Annotated in this window: 19 protein-coding genes and 1 pseudogene; 11 read left to right on the forward strand and 9 right to left on the reverse strand. The window is 59.0% G+C overall.

The window, feature by feature from the left end:
• The first annotated feature begins 37 nt into the window (after window positions 1-37).
• From SB725_RS04795 to SB725_RS04805, 3 genes are all read left to right on the forward strand, one after another.
• Complete coding sequence (locus tag SB725_RS04795) at window positions 38-772, forward strand: DUF899 domain-containing protein (protein WP_410921379.1); 735 nt, start codon at window positions 38-40, stop codon at window positions 770-772.
• A gap of 185 nt (window positions 773-957) precedes the next feature.
• Window positions 958-1,428 carry a GyrI-like domain-containing protein gene (locus SB725_RS04800; protein ID WP_410921380.1) on the forward strand — a complete coding sequence of 157 codons (471 nt, stop codon included), beginning with the start codon at window positions 958-960 and terminating at the stop codon, window positions 1,426-1,428.
• A 91-nt stretch (window positions 1,429-1,519) separates the two neighbouring features.
• Window positions 1,520-1,795 carry a hypothetical protein gene (locus tag SB725_RS04805; RefSeq protein ID WP_027925823.1) on the forward strand — a complete coding sequence of 92 codons (276 nt, stop codon included), beginning with the start codon at window positions 1,520-1,522 and terminating at the stop codon, window positions 1,793-1,795.
• A 68-nt stretch (window positions 1,796-1,863) separates the two neighbouring features.
• Here the strand turns inward: SB725_RS04805 and SB725_RS04810 are convergent, their stop codons facing one another.
• A complete protein-coding gene (locus tag SB725_RS04810; protein WP_027925824.1) occupies window positions 1,864-3,210 on the reverse strand; it encodes a DEAD/DEAH box helicase in 1,347 nt (448 codons plus the stop codon).
• A 192-nt stretch (window positions 3,211-3,402) separates the two neighbouring features.
• Between SB725_RS04810 and SB725_RS04815 the strand changes: the two genes are divergently transcribed.
• Window positions 3,403-4,701 carry a mechanosensitive ion channel family protein gene (locus SB725_RS04815; RefSeq protein WP_027925825.1) on the forward strand — a complete coding sequence of 433 codons (1,299 nt, stop codon included), beginning with the start codon at window positions 3,403-3,405 and terminating at the stop codon, window positions 4,699-4,701.
• A gap of 73 nt (window positions 4,702-4,774) precedes the next feature.
• Here SB725_RS04815 and SB725_RS04820 read toward each other — a convergent pair whose 3' ends face one another.
• Entirely contained in the window at window positions 4,775-5,419 is a 645-nt protein-coding gene (locus tag SB725_RS04820) for a hydrolase (RefSeq protein ID WP_027925826.1), read from the reverse strand.
• A gap of 158 nt (window positions 5,420-5,577) precedes the next feature.
• On the opposite strand from SB725_RS04820, the gene SB725_RS04825 reads away from it, so the two are divergent.
• A complete protein-coding gene (locus SB725_RS04825) occupies window positions 5,578-6,465 on the forward strand; it encodes a LysR substrate-binding domain-containing protein (RefSeq protein ID WP_410921381.1) in 888 nt (295 codons plus the stop codon).
• Window positions 6,466-6,486: 21 nt separating this feature from the next.
• Here SB725_RS04825 and SB725_RS04830 read toward each other — a convergent pair whose 3' ends face one another.
• From SB725_RS04830 to SB725_RS04840, 3 genes are all read right to left on the reverse strand, one after another.
• The gene (locus SB725_RS04830; RefSeq protein ID WP_410921382.1) at window positions 6,487-7,353 is read right to left on the reverse strand and encodes a carboxylate/amino acid/amine transporter; all 867 of its coding nucleotides are present in this window, start codon (window positions 7,351-7,353) and stop codon (window positions 6,487-6,489) included.
• Between the two features lie 248 nt (window positions 7,354-7,601).
• A complete protein-coding gene (locus tag SB725_RS04835) occupies window positions 7,602-8,201 on the reverse strand; it encodes an FMN-dependent NADH-azoreductase (RefSeq protein WP_027925829.1) in 600 nt (199 codons plus the stop codon).
• A gap of 167 nt (window positions 8,202-8,368) precedes the next feature.
• Window positions 8,369-8,683 carry a hypothetical protein gene (locus SB725_RS04840; RefSeq protein WP_027925830.1) on the reverse strand — a complete coding sequence of 105 codons (315 nt, stop codon included), beginning with the start codon at window positions 8,681-8,683 and terminating at the stop codon, window positions 8,369-8,371.
• Between the two features lie 49 nt (window positions 8,684-8,732).
• Here SB725_RS04840 and SB725_RS04845 point away from each other — a divergent pair, with 49 nt between their 5' ends.
• From SB725_RS04845 to aqpZ, 5 genes and pseudogenes are all read left to right on the forward strand, one after another.
• A complete protein-coding gene (locus tag SB725_RS04845) occupies window positions 8,733-9,656 on the forward strand; it encodes a LysR family transcriptional regulator (RefSeq protein WP_027925831.1) in 924 nt (307 codons plus the stop codon).
• 14 nt (window positions 9,657-9,670) lie between these two features.
• Window positions 9,671-10,476, forward strand: a pseudogene (locus SB725_RS04850) (alpha/beta fold hydrolase).
• 3 nt (window positions 10,477-10,479) lie between these two features.
• Entirely contained in the window at window positions 10,480-11,037 is a 558-nt protein-coding gene (locus tag SB725_RS04855) for a peptidylprolyl isomerase (RefSeq protein ID WP_059181415.1), read from the forward strand.
• Window positions 11,038-11,122: 85 nt separating this feature from the next.
• Window positions 11,123-12,955, forward strand: a complete 1,833-nt coding sequence (locus tag SB725_RS04860) for an ABC transporter ATP-binding protein (RefSeq protein WP_059181416.1) — start codon at window positions 11,123-11,125, stop codon at window positions 12,953-12,955.
• A 288-nt stretch (window positions 12,956-13,243) separates the two neighbouring features.
• Complete coding sequence (gene aqpZ, locus SB725_RS04865) at window positions 13,244-13,942, forward strand: aquaporin Z (protein WP_027925835.1); 699 nt, start codon at window positions 13,244-13,246, stop codon at window positions 13,940-13,942.
• A 15-nt stretch (window positions 13,943-13,957) separates the two neighbouring features.
• On the opposite strand, the gene SB725_RS04870 is transcribed toward aqpZ, so the two are convergent.
• Window positions 13,958-15,082: a GNAT family N-acetyltransferase gene (locus SB725_RS04870; RefSeq protein WP_410921383.1), complete on the reverse strand. Its 1,125-nt coding sequence runs from the start codon at window positions 15,080-15,082 to the stop codon at window positions 13,958-13,960.
• 282 nt (window positions 15,083-15,364) lie between these two features.
• On the opposite strand from SB725_RS04870, the gene SB725_RS04875 reads away from it, so the two are divergent.
• Complete coding sequence (locus SB725_RS04875; RefSeq protein WP_027925837.1) at window positions 15,365-16,696, forward strand: putative porin; 1,332 nt, start codon at window positions 15,365-15,367, stop codon at window positions 16,694-16,696.
• A 134-nt stretch (window positions 16,697-16,830) separates the two neighbouring features.
• Here the strand turns inward: SB725_RS04875 and SB725_RS04880 are convergent, their stop codons facing one another.
• The 3 genes from SB725_RS04880 to SB725_RS04890 form a co-directional block, all read right to left on the reverse strand.
• Complete coding sequence (locus SB725_RS04880) at window positions 16,831-17,067, reverse strand: anti-sigma factor family protein (RefSeq protein ID WP_027925838.1); 237 nt, start codon at window positions 17,065-17,067, stop codon at window positions 16,831-16,833.
• The gene (locus tag SB725_RS04885) at window positions 17,061-17,675 is read right to left on the reverse strand and encodes an RNA polymerase sigma factor (protein ID WP_027925839.1); all 615 of its coding nucleotides are present in this window, start codon (window positions 17,673-17,675) and stop codon (window positions 17,061-17,063) included. Before SB725_RS04885 ends, SB725_RS04880 begins: the two co-directional genes overlap by 7 nt.
• A gap of 142 nt (window positions 17,676-17,817) precedes the next feature.
• Window positions 17,818-18,939, reverse strand: coding sequence for a beta-ketoacyl-ACP synthase III (locus SB725_RS04890; RefSeq protein WP_410921384.1), 1,122 nt, complete (start codon window positions 18,937-18,939; stop codon window positions 17,818-17,820).
• Window positions 18,940-19,022 lie beyond the last annotated feature (83 nt).

Here is a 19,022-nt window from a genome sequence, read left to right on the forward strand (position 1 = left end):
TAAGTCACCTCCCCGCCCCCCCGCAGGAGAAAAGCCAATGAACATTCAGAATCATCCCGTCGTGTCCCGCGAAGAATGGCTCGCCGCGCGCAAACAACACCTGGCCCACGAAAAAGCCTTCACCAAGGAACGCGACAAACTCAGCGCCGAACGCCGAGCCCTGCCCTGGGTGAAAATCGACAAGGACTACCACTTCCAAGGCCCCCACGGCGAACTGAAACTGGCCGACCTGTTTGGCGGTCGTAGCCAATTGGTGATCTACCACTTCATGTTCGCCGCCGGATGGGACGAAGGCTGCCCAGGCTGCTCGTTCCTCTCCGACCACATCGACGGCGCCAACCAACACCTGGCGCACCATGACATCGCCGTCGTGGCGGTTTCCCACGCACCGTTCGCCGAATTCCAGCCTTTCAAGCGGCGCATGGGATGGAAATTCGATTGGGTGTCGTCAGAGGGTTGCGATTTCAACTACGACTTCGGCGTCTCTGCGCGGGCCGAAGAGGTCGCCGCCGGTAAAGCCACCTACAACTACGAAAAAACTGATGGGGCCGAAGAAGAACTCCCAGGCTTGAGCGTGTTTTATCGCAATGAAGCCGGCGACATTTTCCATACCTATTCCACCTATGCGCGGGGTCTCGACATGCTGGTCGGCGCCTACAATTACCTCGACCTCACGCCCAAGGGCCGCAACGAAGAAGAGATCATGGAATGGGTGCGGCATCACGACCGCTATGAAGAAAAGGCCGCAGCCAGCTGCTGCCATGGGGGCTAGCCTTCAGAGACCGAGGCGCGGCCATCGCTGGCAAGCCAGCTCCCACAGTGGATCGGTGCCAAACACACAATTTCAAAACACCAAAAATCCCCAGTGGGAGCGAGCTTGCTCCGGGCGGCGTTCCGACGATGAGCCCCGCCCAGCCACCGCTCCTTCAAACGAACCAGACTCCAAGGCCCCAGACAATGAACGTCACCCTGAAAACCCTCCCCCCAGCCCGAGTCGCCTACCTGCGCTACACCGGCCCCTACGGCCCGGAAATCGGCACCTTCTGGCGCGAAACCGTCGCCCCGTGGATGAACGAAAACAACCTGCTCAACCGCGTGCGCTACGGCATCGGCCACGACGACCCGAGCACCACACCCGCGCAATACTGCCGCTACGACGCCTGCGTCGAAGTGCCCGCCGACTTCGAACCGAAATACCCGTTTGCCGTCACTAATCTGCCCGGCGGCCGCTACGCTGTCGCCCACTTCAAAGGCCCGGCCAGTGAAATCCCGGCGGCTTGGGGTGAACTCTGTGGACAGTGGATGCCGCAAAGCGGATTGGCCTACGACCAGCGTCCTGGGTTTGAACGCTACCCGGTGGAGATTTCTTACGATGAGAACAGCGGTGTACTGGAAATGGACATGTGCATCGCCATAAAGGACCAGTAACACCCAAGACGCTGTGGTCAATTAGCTGAACTTTTCCAGGCCATCAACCCTCAACCGGTTAACCCGCCTTAACCGGAACTGAGGCTCACTTATGAAAACCCTGCTGAACATCACCCTCGTCACCACCTTCGCCTGCGCCCTCCCCGTTTGGGCCTGCACCCCAGAGGAAGCCACCGCCAAGCGCGAGCAACTGGCCCAGGAAGTGGCCAAGCTCACCGAGCAGAATCCGGCCAAAGCCAAAGAGATCAATGCCGAGCTGCAGAAGATGGACCTGGGCACAGCGAGCAAGGATTTGCCGGACAAGTGCCAGCTGATTGATCAGCGCTTGAAGGAACTGAAGACGGCGGACAAGAAGGCCGAGAGCTGATCAACCGACAAATCCCGCGCATAAAAAAACCGGACATCCGTCCGGTTTTTTTGGGTCACGACAACGGCTTATTCAGCAGCTGGCGCTTCCGGCTTGCGGCGCTTGAGCGGCGCCATGCCGTCCTTGCTGACCAGCGACAGAGCGTCGGTCTTCGGGCGGTTGGCGATTTTGCGCTTGGTCGGTGCCTTGGCGCCGGTTTTCTTCTTGTCGCCTTTGGCGTCGACTTTTTTCTTCTTCACGCCAACGGCTTTGCCCGAAGCCTTGACCTTTTTCGGTCCGCCGTAGGTGCCTTTGACTTCCTTGATGGTGCGGCGCTCGAAGCTCTGCTTGAGGTAGCGCTCGATGCTCGACATCAGGTTCCAATCGCCGTGGCAGATCAGCGAGATCGCCAGGCCTTCGTTGCCGGCACGGCCGGTACGACCGATACGGTGAACGTATTCGTCGCCACTGCGCGGCATGTCGAAGTTGATCACCAGGTCCAGGCCATCCACGTCCAGGCCGCGGGCGGCGACGTCGGTGGCAACGAGGATCTTCACGCCGCCCTGCTTCAGGCGGTCGATGGCCAGCTTGCGGTCTTTCTGGTCTTTGTCGCCATGCAGCACGAACGCTTTGTATTCCTGCGCCACCAGACGACCGTAGATGCGGTCGGCCATGGCCCGGGTGTTGGTGAACACGATGGCCTTCTGATAGGTCTCGTTGGCCAACAGCCAGTTGAGGATCTGCTCTTTATGCACGTTGTGGTCAGCGGTGATGATCTGCTGACGGGTGGTCGCGTTCAGGTCGCTGACGTTGTTGACCTGCAGGTGCTCAGGGTTGTTCAACACCTTGGCCACCATGTCGCGCAGGCCCGAACCGCCGGTGGTGGCGGAGAACAGCATGGTCTGCTGGCGGTTGGTGCATTCAGCTACCAGACGCTGTACGTCGTCGGCAAAGCCCATGTCGAGCATGCGGTCGGCTTCGTCGAGGACCAGCACTTCAACTTCTTTCAAGTCAAGGTTGCCGGCGTTCAGTTGCTCGATCATCCGGCCCGGCGTACCGATCAGGATGTCCGGCACCTTGCGCAGCATGGCGGCCTGGACCTTGAAGTCTTCACCGCCGGTGATCAGGCCGGACTTGATGAACGTGAACTGCGCAAAGCGCTCCACTTCCTTGATGGTCTGCTGAGCCAGCTCGCGGGTCGGCAGCAGGATCAGGGTCTTGATGCTGACGCGGACTTTCGCCGGGCCGATCAGACGGTTGAGGATCGGCAAGACGAAGGCAGCGGTTTTGCCGCTACCGGTTTGCGCAGTCACCCGCAGGTCACGCCCTTGGAGCGCCAGCGGAATAGCCGCTGCTTGCACTGGCGTTGGCTCGACAAATTTAAGCTCGGCCACGGCTTTGAGCAGGCGTTCGTGCAGGGCGAATTGGGAAAACACGGGTGCTACCTCGAAGAAATACAAAAAAACAGCTGCATAGGGTAACGGTTTCGAGCGCTCAGGCCGAGTTTCTTTACGAAAACGACGATAAACAGTGGCTTTTTGTTGCCTGATTTGTCTTCAAACGTCATCCAAACCCTCTTAAATGCTCTAATCGCCCGATCGTGTCCTTCCGGAGAATCGTTTTAGCCCATGGATATCAAACAGCTCTGGCTCAACGCCCAAGACCTCTGGGGTGCCCTCGATCAGCACCCGCTCCTGCATTCAAGCCTGGCGCTGATGTTGTTGCTGGTCATTGCACTGGTCCTCGGACGAGTGGCGCGTTTCCTCATTCTTCACGCGACCAAAATACTCGGCCGCCAACCGGCGCTGCACTGGATCAACGACTTCCGGCACAACAAGGTCTTTCATCGCCTCGCGCAGATGACGCCGTCACTGGTGATTCAATTTGGCTTGCACCTGGTGCCGGAGCTGAGCAAGACCAGCCTGAATTTCCTCGGCAATGTGGCGTTGGCGTTCACCACTCTGTTCCTGTTGCTGGCGATCAGCGCCCTGCTCAGCGCCTTGCTGGACATCTACGCGCGCACCGAACACGCCCGCACGCGCTCGATCAAGGGCTACGTGCAACTGACAAAAATGGTCTTGTACGTGCTGGGTGCGATCGTCATCGTCTCCACCCTGATCGACCGTTCGCCGCTGTTGCTGCTGTCGGGTCTGGGTGCCATGTCGGCGGTGATTATTCTGGTCTACAAAGACACGCTGCTGTCGTTCGTGGCCAGCGTGCAACTGACCAGCAACGACATGCTGCGGGTGGGCGACTGGATCGAGATGCCGCAGGTCGGCGCCGACGGTGACGTGGTCGACATCACGTTGCACACGGTGAAGGTGCAGAACTTCGACAAGACGATTGTTTCGATCCCGACCTGGCGCCTGATGTCCGAGTCGTTCAAAAACTGGCGCGGCATGCAGCAATCCGGCGGTCGACGGATCAAGCGCAGCCTGTTCATCGATGCCAGCGGCGTGCGTTTCATCCGCGATGACGAAGAAGAGAAGTTGTCGCAAGTGCATTTGCTGACCGATTACATCGGTCGCAAGCAGGCCGAACTCAAGGCCTGGAACGCAGCACAAGGCAATGTGGCGGCCATGTCCGCCAACCGTCGGCGGATGACCAACATCGGGACCTTCCGCGCGTATGCGTTGGCGTACCTGAAGAGTCACCCCGAGATTCAGCCCGGCATGACCTGCATGGTGCGGCAGATGCAGACCACCGCGCAGGGTATTCCGCTGGAAATCTACTGCTTCACCAGCACCACGGCGTGGGCGGATTACGAGCGGATTCAGGGGGACATTTTCGACTATCTGCTGGCGGTGCTGCCGGAGTTCGGGTTGAGTCTTTATCAGCAGCCGAGCGGTGGGGATATGCGTGCGGGGTTGCTGCCGGCGATGCTGGGTGCAAGCCACATTCCCGACGCCGATAAACACATCATGTAAACACCACTGAACCAATGTGGGAGCGAGCTTGCTCGCTCCCACAGGGATTCGCATCGTTTCCGAGACTGGCGGGTTACTTGACCTGCCGCTGCGGTGCCTTGTGCACCATGGTGTAAGCGTAATCCACGCCCATGCCATAGGCGCCGCTGTGTTCCAGCACCAACTCCATCACCGCTTCGTAAGTGTCTTTGTGTGCCCAGTCACGTTGGTACTCAAGCAACACTTGTTGCCAGGTCACCGGCACCGCACCCGCCTGAATCATCCGCTGCACCGACATGTCGTGCGCCTCTTTGGTGGTGCCGCCGGAAGCGTCCGTCACGATGTACACCTCGTAACCTTCAGCCAACGCTTCCAGTGCCGGGAAGGTCAGGCAGACCTCGGTCCACAGCGCGGCAATGATCAGTTTTTTGCGGCCGGTGGCTTTCACCGCGTCAACCAGCGCCTTGTCTTCCCAGGAGTTCATCGAGGTGCGCTCGATCGGCTTTTGCTCCGGGTGAACCGCCAGCAATTCAGGCCAGATGTAACCGCTGAAGCTTTCGGTTTCCACCGAAGTGTAGATAGTCGGCACGTTGAAGATCTTGGCAGCCTTGGCCAGGCCTACCGTGTTGTTCTTCAGCGTTTGACGGTCGATCGACTGCACGCCAAACGCCATTTGTGGCTGATGGTCGATCAGGATCAGGGCGGAGTTGGTTGGGTTGAGCAGTTCACGAATAGACATGACGCGTTCCTTTTGATGTCGATTTCAAAGTGAGTAATGGGTGAGTCGACGTTGCCGTCTGCGGCGTTGTCGTCGGCTTGGATGTCACTTTAAGGGCTAGCAAAGAAGGGGACAATTCCCTAAAATCGAGAATCATTGATTCTAAAATAGGGACAATCATGGATCGCATCGAATGCATGCGCGCCTTTGTCGTCACGGTCGGCGAGAACGGTTTCGCCGCGGCTGCACGGGCAATGGATGTGCCGCGATCAAAAGTCAGTAAACAGATTCAGGCGCTGGAGGAAGCCATCGGCGTGCAACTGCTGCAGCGCACCACCCGCAGCCTGCACTTGACCGAGGCTGGCGCCGAATACTTCGATGCAGCACGCGAAGTGCTGGCCTCGCTGGATGAGGCCGAACAGCGTGCGCGTAACGGCATTGGCGAGTTGCGTGGGGTGTTGCGGGTCAACGCGCCGATGTCCTTTGGCTTGCGCCGACTGGGGCCACTGATACCCCTGTTTCATGAGCAGCACCCGAACATCGAGTTGCAACTGGTGCTCAGCGATCAGCAGGTGGACCCCGTGCGCGGTGGTTTCGACGTGACCATCCGCATTGCGAGCATGCCCGACTCGACGATGATCGCCCGGCAACTCGCGCCGGCCCCGCGCATCATGGTGGCGTCCCCGGCGTATCTGGCGCGCGCTGGCATACCGCAGACCCCGCAAGACTTGCGCGCCCACCAGTGCCTCAACTACGGGTATCTGCAAAGTGGCGTCAGCCTGCAGTTGTGCAATGGCAAGGAAACTCAACGGGTCAACGTAACCGGGCCCTTGCATGCCAACAATGGCGACTTGCTCGCTCAGGCCGCCGAAGCCGGAATGGGTATCGCCCTGTTGCCCAATTTCATTGTCGAGGATGCGTTGGCGGCCGGCCGCCTGGTGCCGGTGATGTGCGAATGGCAGGCACCCGCGATCACGATTAACGCGGTGTACCCTTCGGCACGTCGGGTCCCGCAAAAGACCCGGACGTTTATTGAGTTTTTGGTGGAGCAGTTGGCCGAGAAGTAATGCGCATCATTCCTACAGGGGTTATGTGGTGGTCAGTGGTTTGCGGACACCCAACCGACTGATCCACACCGCCATCAGAATCACCGACCCGCCGAGAAACAACCGTCCCAACGCCTCATGCTGATTCCAGATCAGCAGATTGATCAGCAACCCCACAGGCACATGCAGGTTGTTCATCACCGCCAGCGTTCCGCCGTTCACCATGCATGCGCCCTTGTTCCACCAATACAATCCCAGCGCGGTCGAGACCAGGCCGAGGAACACCAGCACGCCCCATTGCAGCGGCGCTTCGGGCAGGAAGTTCTGTTTGCCGAACAGCAGGAATGCCGGCAACGCCACGGCCAATGCGCCAAGGTAGAAGTAGCCGAAACGCCGGTAATGCGGCAGATCACTCGGATAGCGCGCCACCAGGTGTTTATAAAGTACTTGCCCGGCAGCGTAGGTGAAGTTGGCCAGTTGCAGCAGCAGGAACCCCATGAAGAAATCCGGGTTGATCCGGTCGTAGCGAATCACCGCCGCGCCCATCACCGCCACCAACGCGGCGATCAATGCCCACGGATTGAAACGCCGGTTCAGCGCGTCTTCGATCAAGGTCACGTGCAATGGCGTGAGGATGGTGAACAGCAACACTTCCGGCACCGTCAGCACGCGGAAGCTCAGGTACAGGCACACGTACGTCACGCCGAACTGTAACGCACCGATCAACAGCATCCCGCGCATGAACGCCGGTTCCACCGAACGCCAGCGCGTCAGCGGGATGAACACCAGCCCCGCCAGCACGACCCGTACCAGCACTGCGAAATAGCTGTCGACGTGACCGGCCAGGTATTCGCCGATCAAACTGAAGGAAAACGCCTGGATCAGCGTGACAAAAAGTAGATAGCCCATGCTCGCCTCGTTTTGAATGGCGGCGACGATAACGGGTTTTGCCTGGTATCGCGAACAGGCTCGCTCCCACAGGGGATTTGGATGTTTATTAAATCGCGGGCAAAAAAAAGCCCGATCTCGCTAAAGCGTTCAATCGGGCGACAGCACTCAGGAGCAACAAGTGCAAAGGGAGGTTCGTTGCGCGTAAAGCCTTGAAGGGGTTGCGCCAGGTCACTAGACCATCCGGTGATTATCTGGCGATTAAAAGATCAGGCGACCTGGGCAAGCTTGGCGTTCGCCTGGTTCAGGCCCTTCTCCTGGAAGTCGCCGCCCAGGTTCATGCCTTCGGCGTGAATAAAGGTCACATCGTGGATGCCGATGAACGCCATGACCTGACGCAGGTACGGTTCCTGGTGATCCGCCGTGCTACCGGCGTAGATCCCGCCGCGAGCGGTCAGCACGTAGGCACGCTTGCCGCTGAGCAGGCCTTGCGGGCCGGTGTCGGTGTACTTGAAGGTCACGCCGGCACGCAGCACATGGTCAAGCCAGGCTTTGAGCGTGCTGGGGATGGCAAAGTTGTACATCGGTGCGGCCATGACCAGCACGTCGGCGGCCAGCAGCTCATCGGTCAACTGGTTGGAGCGTTCCAGCGAAGCCTGTTCGATGTCGCTGCGTTGCTCGGCCGGTTTCATCCATCCGCCCAGCAGGTTGATGTCCAGGTGCGGCACCGGATTGACGGCCAGGTCACGTACGGTGATCTGATCGGCCGGATGCGCGGCTTTCCATTGGCTGATGAAGGTCTGGGTCAGTTGACGGGAAACCGAGTCTTGCTGACGGGCGCTGCTTTCGATGATCAGAACGCGTGACATGGGATGTAGGCTCCATCTGAGAATGCTGTAAGGCGATGGAGTGAAGGTTAAACAGAGTCATATCGATGAAAAAGCGCAAATAACTGCTATAACCCATCAATAAATTCGTTTATAAGCTGAGCATACCTTGTAGAAGCGAGCAGGCTCACACCTACAAGGAATTGAATTCATTTCGGGGTGCAGGTCAGCTCGATACGCAGCTTGATAATGCTGCGGGTGAACTTCGCGGTGGCATTTTTATGCTTGCCCGCCGGTACATCGATCTTGCGGGTGCGTGGCGCTTCCGGGCCATTAATGAACACCGCTTTGCAGCTGACATCGACGTCGCCGTAGTTAGCCACCCGGATAGAGCCGATGTCGTTATCCGTGTCGAAGGTCTCGTAGTCGACTTTCAAGCCGTTGAGGTCTTTCTGCACATCAATCGGATAAGCAAACGCCGTCAGCGGCAGCATCGCCAGCAGCACACAACAGAATTTATTCATTCAGCAGTCTCCATAAAGGGCTGCCAGCTTAGGACAAGAGGAGCTATTCATGAAAGCGCCCCGCGTGACCCTTGATCAATGGCGAACATTGCAGGCCGTGGTCGACCACGGCGGTTTCGCCCAGGCCGCCGAAGCGCTGCACCGTTCGCAATCGTCGGTGAGCTACACCGTGGCGCGCATGCAGGACCAGCTAGGCGTGCCGCTGTTGCGCATCGACGGTCGCAAAGCCGTGCTCACCGAAGCCGGTGGCGTATTGCTGCGGCGCTCACGGCAACTGGTGAAACAGGCCAGCCAACTGGAAGACCTGGCTCATCACATGGAACAAGGCTGGGAAGCCGAAGTGCGGCTGGTGGTCGACGCGGCGTACCCGAGCGCCCGCCTCGTGCGCGCCCTGACCGCGTTCATGCCGCAGAGCCGTGGCTGCCGGGTCCGCCTGCGTGAAGAGGTGCTGTCGGGGGTTGAGGAAGTCCTGCTCGAAGGCGTGGCCGACCTGGCGATTACCGGTTTTAGCATTCCAGGCTATTTGGGCGCGGAATTGAGCGATGTCGAATTCGTCGCGGTCGCCCATCCCGACCATGCGCTGCACCGCCTCAACCGCGAGCTGAACTTCCAGGACCTGGAAAGCCAGATGCAAGTGGTGATCCGTGACTCCGGTCGGCAGCAGCCGCGCGACGTCGGCTGGCTCGGCGCCGAACAGCGCTGGACCGTCGGCAGCCTGGCCACCGCCGCGACGTTTGTCAGCAGCGGCCTGGGGTTCGCCTGGCTGCCACGGCACATGATTGAACGGGAACTCAAGGAAGGCACGCTCAAGCTGCTACCGTTGGATCAGGGCGGCAGTCGCAACCCGAGCTTTTACCTGTATTCGAACAAGGACAAACCCTTGGGACCGGCGACGCAGATTCTCATCGAACTGCTGCGCACCTTCGACACCGCACCGCTGGACGCGCCTTTCGCCGCCCCTGAACAAGCCTGACAAGGAGTGAATGCATGGCCTATTTCGAACATGAAGGTTGCAACCTGCACTATGAGGAATATGGCCATGGCACGCCATTGCTCCTGGTCCATGGACTGGGGTCCAGCACGCTGGACTGGGAAATGCAGATCCCGGCGCTGTCCACACGCTACCGAGTGATCGTCCCGGATGTGCGCGGCCATGGTCGCTCCGACAAACCCCGCGAGCGTTACAGCATTGCCGGTTTCAGCGCCGACCTGGTCGCGCTGATCGAACATCTGAACCTCGGCCCGGTGCATTACGTGGGGCTGTCGATGGGCGGCATGATCGGCTTTCAACTGGCGGTGGACCAGTCGCATCTGCTCAAAAGCCTGACCATCGTCAACAGCGCGCCAGAGGTCAAGTTGCGCAGTCGCGACGATTACTGGCAGTGGTTCAAACGCTGGAGCCTGATGCGCGTCCTCAGCCTGGGCACCATCGGCAAGGCCCTCGGCGGCAAATTGTTCCCGAATCCGGACCAAGCTGATTTGCGTCAAAAGATGGCCGAGCGCTGGGCAAAAAACGACAAACATGCTTATCTCGCCAGCTTCGATGCCATCGTTGGCTGGGGGGTTCAGGAACGACTTTCGAAGGTTGCCTGTCCAACCCTGATCGTCAGCGCCGACCGTGATTACACGCCGGTAGCGCTGAAGGAAACCTATGTAAAACTGCTGCCCGATGCGCGGCTGGTGGTGATCGCCGATTCGCGCCACGCCACCCCGCTGGACCAACCCGAACGCTTCAACCAAACACTGCTCGAGTTTCTCACCGCAGTCGATACCACCCCAATCAGGATCACTGACCCATGCTGAAAAAAATCGCCCTCGTCGCCGGTTCCGTTCTGTTTGCCGCCAACCTGATGGCTGCCACGCCAGCCAAGGCACCGCACGTCTTGCTGGACACCACCAACGGCCAGATCGAAATCGAACTGGACCCGGTCAAGGCGCCCATCAGTACCAAGAACTTCCTCGATTACGTGAACAGCGGCTTTTACAACAACACGATTTTCCACCGCGTGATTCCGGGCTTCATGATCCAGGGCGGCGGTTTCACTCAACAAATGCAGCAGAAAGAAACCAAGGCACCGATCAAGAACGAATCGAAAAACGGCCTGCATAACGTCCGTGGCACCCTGTCCATGGCGCGTACCTCTGACCCGGAATCGGCCACCAGCCAGTTCTTCGTCAACGTCAAGGACAACGATTTCCTCGACAGCGGTGATGGTTATGCCGTGTTCGGTAAAGTCGTGAAAGGCATGGACGTGGTAGACGTCATCGTCAATTCCCAGACCACCACCAAAAGCGGCATGAAAGACGTGCCCGCCGATCCTGTATTCATCAAGTCGGCCAAGGTCATCGACTAAGCTTCACAGGAAGACTTGAGCGGTTGCCGGCCTCCGGCACCGCTCACACTGTTCAAAGGAGAGCCCGTGCGCGGGCGGAGAACTGATGCTTTATCGCCGTTTTGAAAAATTGATCGACGTCTTTCGTGATGCACCGACGGCGGCTCCGCCGGATCGGGTTCTACCTTTCTATACCTATTACCTGAAGCAGGTCTGGCCGAGTTTCGCCGCCCTGCTGATCGTCGGCCTGTTTGGTGCGCTGATCGAAGTGGCGCTGTTCAGCTACCTGAGCCGCATCATCGACCTCGCCCAAGGCACGCCCAACGTCGATTTCTTCAAGGAACACGGCATCGAACTGGCCTGGATGGCGGTGGTGGCGCTAATCCTGCGCCCGGTGTTCGTGGGCCTGCACGACTTGCTGGTGCACCAGACCCTGAGCCCCAGCATGACCAGCATGATCCGCTGGCAGAACCACAGTTACGTGCTCAAACAGAGCCTCAATTTTTTCCAGAACGACTTCGCCGGGCGCATCGCCCAGCGCATCATGCAGACCGGCAACTCGTTGCGCGATTCGGCGGTGCAGGCGGTGGACGCGCTCTGGCACGTGCTGATCTACGCGATCAGTTCGCTGGTGCTGTTTGCCGAGGCCGACTGGCGCCTGATGATCCCGTTGCTGAGCTGGATCGCCGCGTACATGGGTGCGCTCTATTACTTCGTGCCACGGGTTAAAGAGCGTTCGGTGGTGTCATCCGATGCGCGCTCCAAACTCATGGGGCGGATCGTCGACGGCTACACCAACATCACCACGCTGAAGCTGTTCGCCCACACCAATTTCGAACAGCAGTACGCCAAGGAAGCCATCGAAGAACAGACCGTGAAGGCGCAACTGGCCGGCCGCGTGGTCACCAGCATGGATGTGGTGATCACCAGCATGAACGGCCTGCTGATCGTCACCACCACAGGCCTGGCGCTGTGGTTGTGGACGCAGTCGCTGATCACGGTGGGGGCAATTGCCTTGGCCACGGGCCTGGTGATCCGCATCGTCAACATGTCCGGCTGGATCATGTGGGTGGTCACCGGCATCTTCGAGAACATCGGCATGGTCCAGGACGGTTTGCAGACCATCTCGCAACCGGTCAGCGTGACCGATCGCGATGAAGCCAAACCGCTGGCTGTCGCTCGCGGCGAAGTGCGATTCGAGCACGTGGATTTCCACTACGGCAAGAAGAGCGGGATCATTGGCGACCTCAACCTGAACATCAAGGCCGGTGAAAAGATCGGTCTGATCGGCCCGTCCGGCGCCGGCAAATCAACCTTGGTCAACTTGCTGCTGCGCCTGTATGACGTGGAGGGCGGGCGAATCCTCATCGACGGCCAGAACATTGCCGACGTTGGCCAGGAAAGCCTGCGCGAGCGCATCGGCATGATCACCCAGGACACGTCGCTGCTGCACCGCTCGATTCGCGACAATTTGCTGTACGGCAAACCCGACGCCACCGACGCCGAACTCTGGGAAGCGGTGCACAAGGCCCGTGCCGACGAGTTCATTCCGTTACTGTCCGACGCCGAAGGCCGCACCGGTTTTGATGCGCATGTCGGTGAGCGCGGGGTGAAGCTCTCGGGTGGCCAGCGTCAGCGGATCGCGATAGCGCGGGTGCTGCTCAAGGACGCGCCGATCCTGATCATGGACGAGGCCACGTCGGCCCTCGATTCGGAAGTGGAAGCGGCGATCCAGGAGAGCCTGGAAACCCTGATGCAGGGCAAAACCGTGATTGCCATTGCCCACCGGCTTTCAACCATCGCCCGGATGGACCGGTTGGTGGTGCTGGAAAACGGCAAGATCGCCGAAACCGGCACCCACGCCGAACTGCTGGCCCATGGCGGGTTGTATGCACGGCTGTGGCAGCACCAGACCGGCGGTTTCGTAGGAATCGATTAACCCAAAACCACCCCTATTCCTTTGCAGGAGTGAGCCTGCTCGCGATGAGGGCTTCACATTCAACATCTCTGTTGACTGATCTACTGCTATCGCGAGCAGGTTCACTCCTACAGGGACCTTTTACACTCCAAAAACCGCCACAGCCTCTCAACCACGGGCTCTGGCGGTTTTTTACAGGCACTGGAATTCTCAAAAAACCCTGCTGTACTCAGCCAAGGTTCTGGAGATGGTTCTGCAGTCCATCTACTGGATGCGATAGGCAGTAAAACCTCGAAAGGGCACGCTCTCATGTCTCTATTCAAACGTTCTGCGACAGAGTTAGTAGGCACGTTCTGGCTGGTGTTGGGGGGTTGTGGAAGTGCGGTGCTGGCCGCTGCCTTCCCGAATGTGGGAATCGGATTGCTGGGGGTGTCCCTGGCGTTTGGTTTGACGGTGCTGACCATGGCGTTCGCCATTGGCCATATCTCCGGTTGTCATCTCAACCCGGCAGTGTCGCTGGGACTGGTGGTCGGCGGACGGTTCCCGGCCAAGGAACTGCCGGCCTACATCATTGCGCAAGTAATCGGCGGGGTGATTGCCGCCGCATTGCTGTACTTCATTGCCAGCGGCAAACCCGGTTTCGACCTGGCCGGGGGCCTGGCGTCCAATGGTTATGGCGAACACTCTCCGGGCGGCTATTCCATGGCGGCGGGGTTTGTCTGTGAACTGGTGATGACGGCGATGTTCATCCTGATCATCCTCGGGGCCACCGACAAGCGCGCCCCGGCCGGGCTTGCGCCCATCGCCATCGGTCTGGGACTGACCCTGATCCACCTGATCTCGATCCCGGTCACCAACACCTCGGTCAACCCGGCGCGCAGCACCGGCCCGGCCCTGATTGTCGGCGGCTGGGCGATTCAACAATTGTGGATGTTCTGGGTCGCACCGCTGCTGGGTGCGGTGATTGGCGGTGTAACCTATCGCTGGCTGGGTAAAGAAGACACTTAAGGCCCCGGACGAGGATCAGTCTTGCCGATAAGGCAAGGCGGTCCTCGCCTCTTCGGCATAGGCCAGCACCCCGACACGCTCTTGCTGCAGAAAGTCTTTGACCGCCGCCTTCAGCCCCGGGTGACGCAGGTAATGCCAGGAATGCGTGATCACCGGTTCAAAGCCGCGAATCAACTTGTGCTCGCCCTGGGCACCGGCGTCGAAACGCTGGAAGCCGTTGGCAATCGCATAGTCCATGCCCTGATAGAAACAGGTCTCGAAGTGCAGGCGATCAAACTCCGCCAGGCAGCCCCAGTAACGACCATAAAAACTGTCGCCGCCCACCAGGCTGAAGGCCATGGCCACCGGCCGTGAGCCCTGTTTGGCCAGCACCACGCGAATTGATTCCGGCATGCGTTCGGCCAACAGGCTGAAAAATTCGCGCGTCAAATAAGGCCTTTGCCGACGCACCGCGTAGGTGTTGGCGTAGCAGGCATAGACGAAATCCCACTGCGCCTGATCCAGTTGCCGACCTTCAAGCCATTCGAAATCAATACCCTGCCCCGCCACTTGCTCACGCTCTTTGCGCATCTGCTTGCGCTTGCGTGAACTGAGGGCGTCGAGGAAATCCTGGAAATCCCGATAGCCGCGATTCTGCCAGTGATACTGACAGCCAATTCGCTGCAGCCAGCCTGGCTGTTCGCTCAACGCAGCGTCGGTAAACGGGTCGGTGAAGTTGATGTGCGCGCTGGACAGTCCTTCGATCTCAAGGTAGCCCGGCAGGCTGTTGAGTAGCTCGAAACCGTCCTCGACACTGGCCGCCAGCAAGCGTGGGCCGCTGACCGGACTGAAGGGCACGGCGGTCAATAATTTGGGGTAATAGTCGATGCCGGCCCGCTCGCAGGCATCGGCCCAGGCGTGATCGAACACGTACTCGCCATAGGAGTGCCATTTGCGGTAACTGGGCAGCGCGGCGATCAGTCGATCACCCTCGATGTGCAGTAAATGCTCGGGCTGCCAGCCGGAATGCGGACCGACACTGCCGCTGTCCTCCAGGGCACTGAGGAAAGCATGGCGCAGAAAAGGCTGACACTCGGGAACGAGCGCATCCCAAGTGTGCGGTGCGATTTCGGACAGATTTTCCAAACGTTGCAGCGGCATCAACTTCCTCTCCACTTCTTGCGTGAAAGCTTCGCGAGTATCGCCTATCGCCGTCCATTCCACACCCGCGTTTCGCCGACAGACCTGCGATGAAAAAGTTCAAACAGCCTTTGGATCGTCATCAAGACGCCATCACTTTGCCACTGCTTTGTCATAAACCATCGCGATACTGGCGCCTGTTTTTAGAGCGCCTGGTTATTACCCGGCCACTGTTTTCCGTCCATCAATGGTCGGTTGTGCCCTGGATGGCTCAGCCATCCACTCTCATCTTCGGAGATTGATATGCGTCTTGCTTCCACGAAAACTGCGGCGGTCCTGTGTGGCGGGCTGCTGCTGGCCATGAGCATTCCGGCCAGCGCCGCAGTCGACGCCAAACTGCTCGACATGCTCAAGGCTAACGGCTCGATTACCAACGCCCAGTACAGCGAACTGCAAGCCGAACTGGCCCGGGATCAGAAAGATCAGCAAATCGCCCGTCAGGCTCAGCAAGAGACCAACGAGCAGATCGCAGCAACTGCGAAGAAAACCGACACACTGAGCGCCTTCGACCAGAAACTGGCCTGGGCCGCCAAGACCCAATTCAAGGGTGACGTTCGTTTCCGTGAAGAAACCGTCCACAACGATGGCGTTCCAAACAACAAAGACCAGGATCGCCAGCGCATTCGTGCCCGCCTGGGTGCCTACAGCGAAATCAACCCGCAAGTCGACACCGGCATCCGTATCGCCACCGGCAGCAACGACGACGCGCGCTCCACCAACCAGGACTTGAACAACTACTTCGACAAGAAGCAGATCTGGCTGGACCAGGGTTACGTCGACTACCACCCGGACGCGATCAAGAACCTGCACCTCGTTGGCGGTAAGATGCCGCAACAATGGGTGAGCATGGGCGACATCATCTGGGATAGCGACATCAGCCCGGAAGGCCTGTCGGCGTCCTACAAGTACCCGCTGAGCGGCAGCACCGAACTGTTCGGCAGCGCCGGTCACTACACCCTCAAGGACAACGTCGACGGCGAAGGCGTGCAGTTCAAGCATGACCTGCGCCTGTACGCTGGCCAGTTGGGTGCGCGCTTTGCCATCACCGACAGCATGAAAATGACGTTGGGCGGCAGCATCTACTCGTACGACAACGACTCCAACAGCGCCTGCCCGACCACTGGCACCGCCACCGCGCCATGCGCCTTGGCCGTCAACGGCAACAGCCCGGGCGAAACGTTCAAGCTGTATGAAGGTTTTGGTCAGCTCGACTTCACCAACCTGCCAGTACCGCTCTCGCTGTACGGCCAGTACGTCAACAACAAAGACGCGAGCAACGACCAGGACACTGGCTGGTTGGCCGGCGTCAAGACCAAGCTCTACGGTTTCGCAGTGGACTACAACTACCGCGACGTGCAACAGAACTCTGTGGTTGGCGCGTTCACCGACTCCGACTTCGCCAACGGCTACACCGGTTCGCGCGGCAGCAAGTTGAAAGTGAGCTACGAACTGGACAAGAACTTCAACCTCGGCGCCACGTACTTCATGGCTAACTCCGACTACACCAACGCCAGCATCAAGAAGACCGACTCCGACATCAACACCCTGCAACTGGATGCCGAAGCAAAGTTCTGATTTACCCCGTTACACGACTCGGGCAAGGAAGCCCGGGTTGCTTTTACAGTCTGGCGTGGATGGGTTGATCCCCATCATCCGTTCGATTCATCCACGCGAGCCTGTTTCTTGCCCCCCGCCAACAATCCCCTCGGCTACGGAATGTCCTTGCGACGTTCGGCAGCCAGACGTTCGGCCAACGTATCGGCGTCCGGCACGACCTCTTCCGGCATGGCGCGCAATGTCGCCTGCATCACCCGCATCTGACGAATGAACCGCCGGCAATTAGGGCAGAACATCAGGTGATGACGCACCATCAGCCGCTCACGAAAACTCAACTGCCCGTCAAGATAGTCGCTGGAACGTGCCACTTGTTCCTTACAGGTCAGCATTCGCCGGTTTCCTCAAAATGTTCTACGGTCGCAAAGACCTTCAACCGTGCCCGATGCAGCAGCACACGAACATTGGAGAGCGAGATTTCCAGAAGATTACAGATTTCTTCCAGCTCCAGCCCCTGACGCTCGCGAAGTAATAACACACTGCTTTGCAGTTCCGACAGGCTGAGCAGCGTGTGTTCCAGGCATTCGCGCAGCTCGTTTTCGGTCAGTAGCGCTTCCGGGGTGTCCTGGTGCCAGGCAAACGGCGCCACCAGCCAATGACCATCACCGGGCGAGAAACGATCATCATCGATGGTGCCATGGGGTGACGGCAGGTCATCGAGGAGCACTTCACGACGGTTTTGTTTGTATCGACCCTTTGCCGCATTCGCGGTGATGGTCAGCAACCAGGTCTTGAGGCTCGAACGCGCCTCGAACTTGCTCAGGTTACGCACCACCGACAGCCACGCATCCTGGACGATTTCGTCGGCATGCCGGCTGCCCACAATCGCATAGGCCACCGCGCGCATGGCGCTCTGGTAAGTGCTGACTAATTCCTTGAAAGCCTTTTGCTCGCCGGCCAGTAATCGCGCAAGCAGTTGCGAATCGTCAGCCGCCATCAATCAATCCCCTTGTTCTGACGTCGAAAATGACGACGGCAAGACTTCGCCCGTTGCGCAGTCCTGCCGTCATTTCCGAAAACTACAGTGTCCTGACTATTTCGACTGTAGGAAACTTCCTACTATCCAACGGAAAAAGTTCGGATCAACGCTTGCGCAGAATCACGCTGCCAATCGAATAACCGGCGCCAAACGAACTGAGCACGGCCAGCGAACCGGCAGCCAGATCATCCTGGTTCTTGTGAAACGCAATCACCGAACCGGCAGAGCTGGTGTTGGCGTAGGTGTCGAGAATCACCGGGGCTTCTTCTTCGGTGGCCTCGCGACCCAGCAGTTTCTTGACGATCAAGTGGTTCATGCTGAGGTTGGCCTGGTGCAGCCAGAAGCGCTTCACGTCACCGATGTTGAGCTTGTTCTCATCCAGGTGCGTGGCGATCAGCTCGGCGACCATCGGGCAGACGTCGCGGAACACCTTGCGGCCTTCCTGCACGAACAGTTTGTCCTTGGCACCGATGCCCTCTTCCGCGGCGCGGTTGAGGAAGCCGAAGTTGTTGCGGATGTTGTTGGAGAACTTGGTCAGCAGCTTGGTGCTGACGATGTCGAACTGGTACTGGGACGTCGCCAGGTCCGCACGTTCGATGATCACGGCCGTGGCCGCGTCACCGAAGATGAAGTGGCTGTCGCGGTCGCGGAAGTTCAGGTGACCGGTGCAGACTTCCGGGTTGACCATCAGGATGGCCCGGGCCTGGCCCAGTTGCACGCTGTTAGTGGCGGCCTGAATACCGAAGGTTGCCGAAGAGCAGGCAACGTTCATGTCGAAACCGAAGCCCTGGATGCCCAGCGCTTCCTGGACTTCGATGGCGATGGCCGGGTAGGCGCGTTGCAGGTTGGAGCAGGCGACGATTACGCCATCGATGTCAGCGGCGGTCTTGCCGGCGCGCTGCAAGGCTTGTTCGGCCGCGCCAATGGCCATTTGGCAGAGCACCGACCATTCGTCGTTCGAACGCTCCGGCAGGCGTGGTGCCATGCGTTGCGGATCGAGAATACCGTCCTTGTCCATGGCAAAGCGGCTTTTGATGCCGGAGGCTTTTTCGATAAACGCAGCGCTGGACTCGGTCAACGCTTCGACCTCGCCACGGGCAATGGCCTCGGCGTTGTCGGCATTGAATTGCGCGACGTAGGCGTTGAAAGACTGCACCAGCTCTTCGTTGGAGATGCTGTTGGCCGGGGTGTACAGGCCGGTGCCGCTGATGACGACGTTATGCATGGTCGTTTCTCTAATCTGTTCAGGCAGAAAGCATTGGCACCGACGTACCAACACACAAAGGGTCTGTTCCCGTCACGGGAAGC

This window comes from Pseudomonas sp. SIMBA_041 (genome assembly GCF_046535095.1).
GTDB lineage: Bacteria > Pseudomonadota > Gammaproteobacteria > Pseudomonadales > Pseudomonadaceae > Aquipseudomonas > Aquipseudomonas mucoides.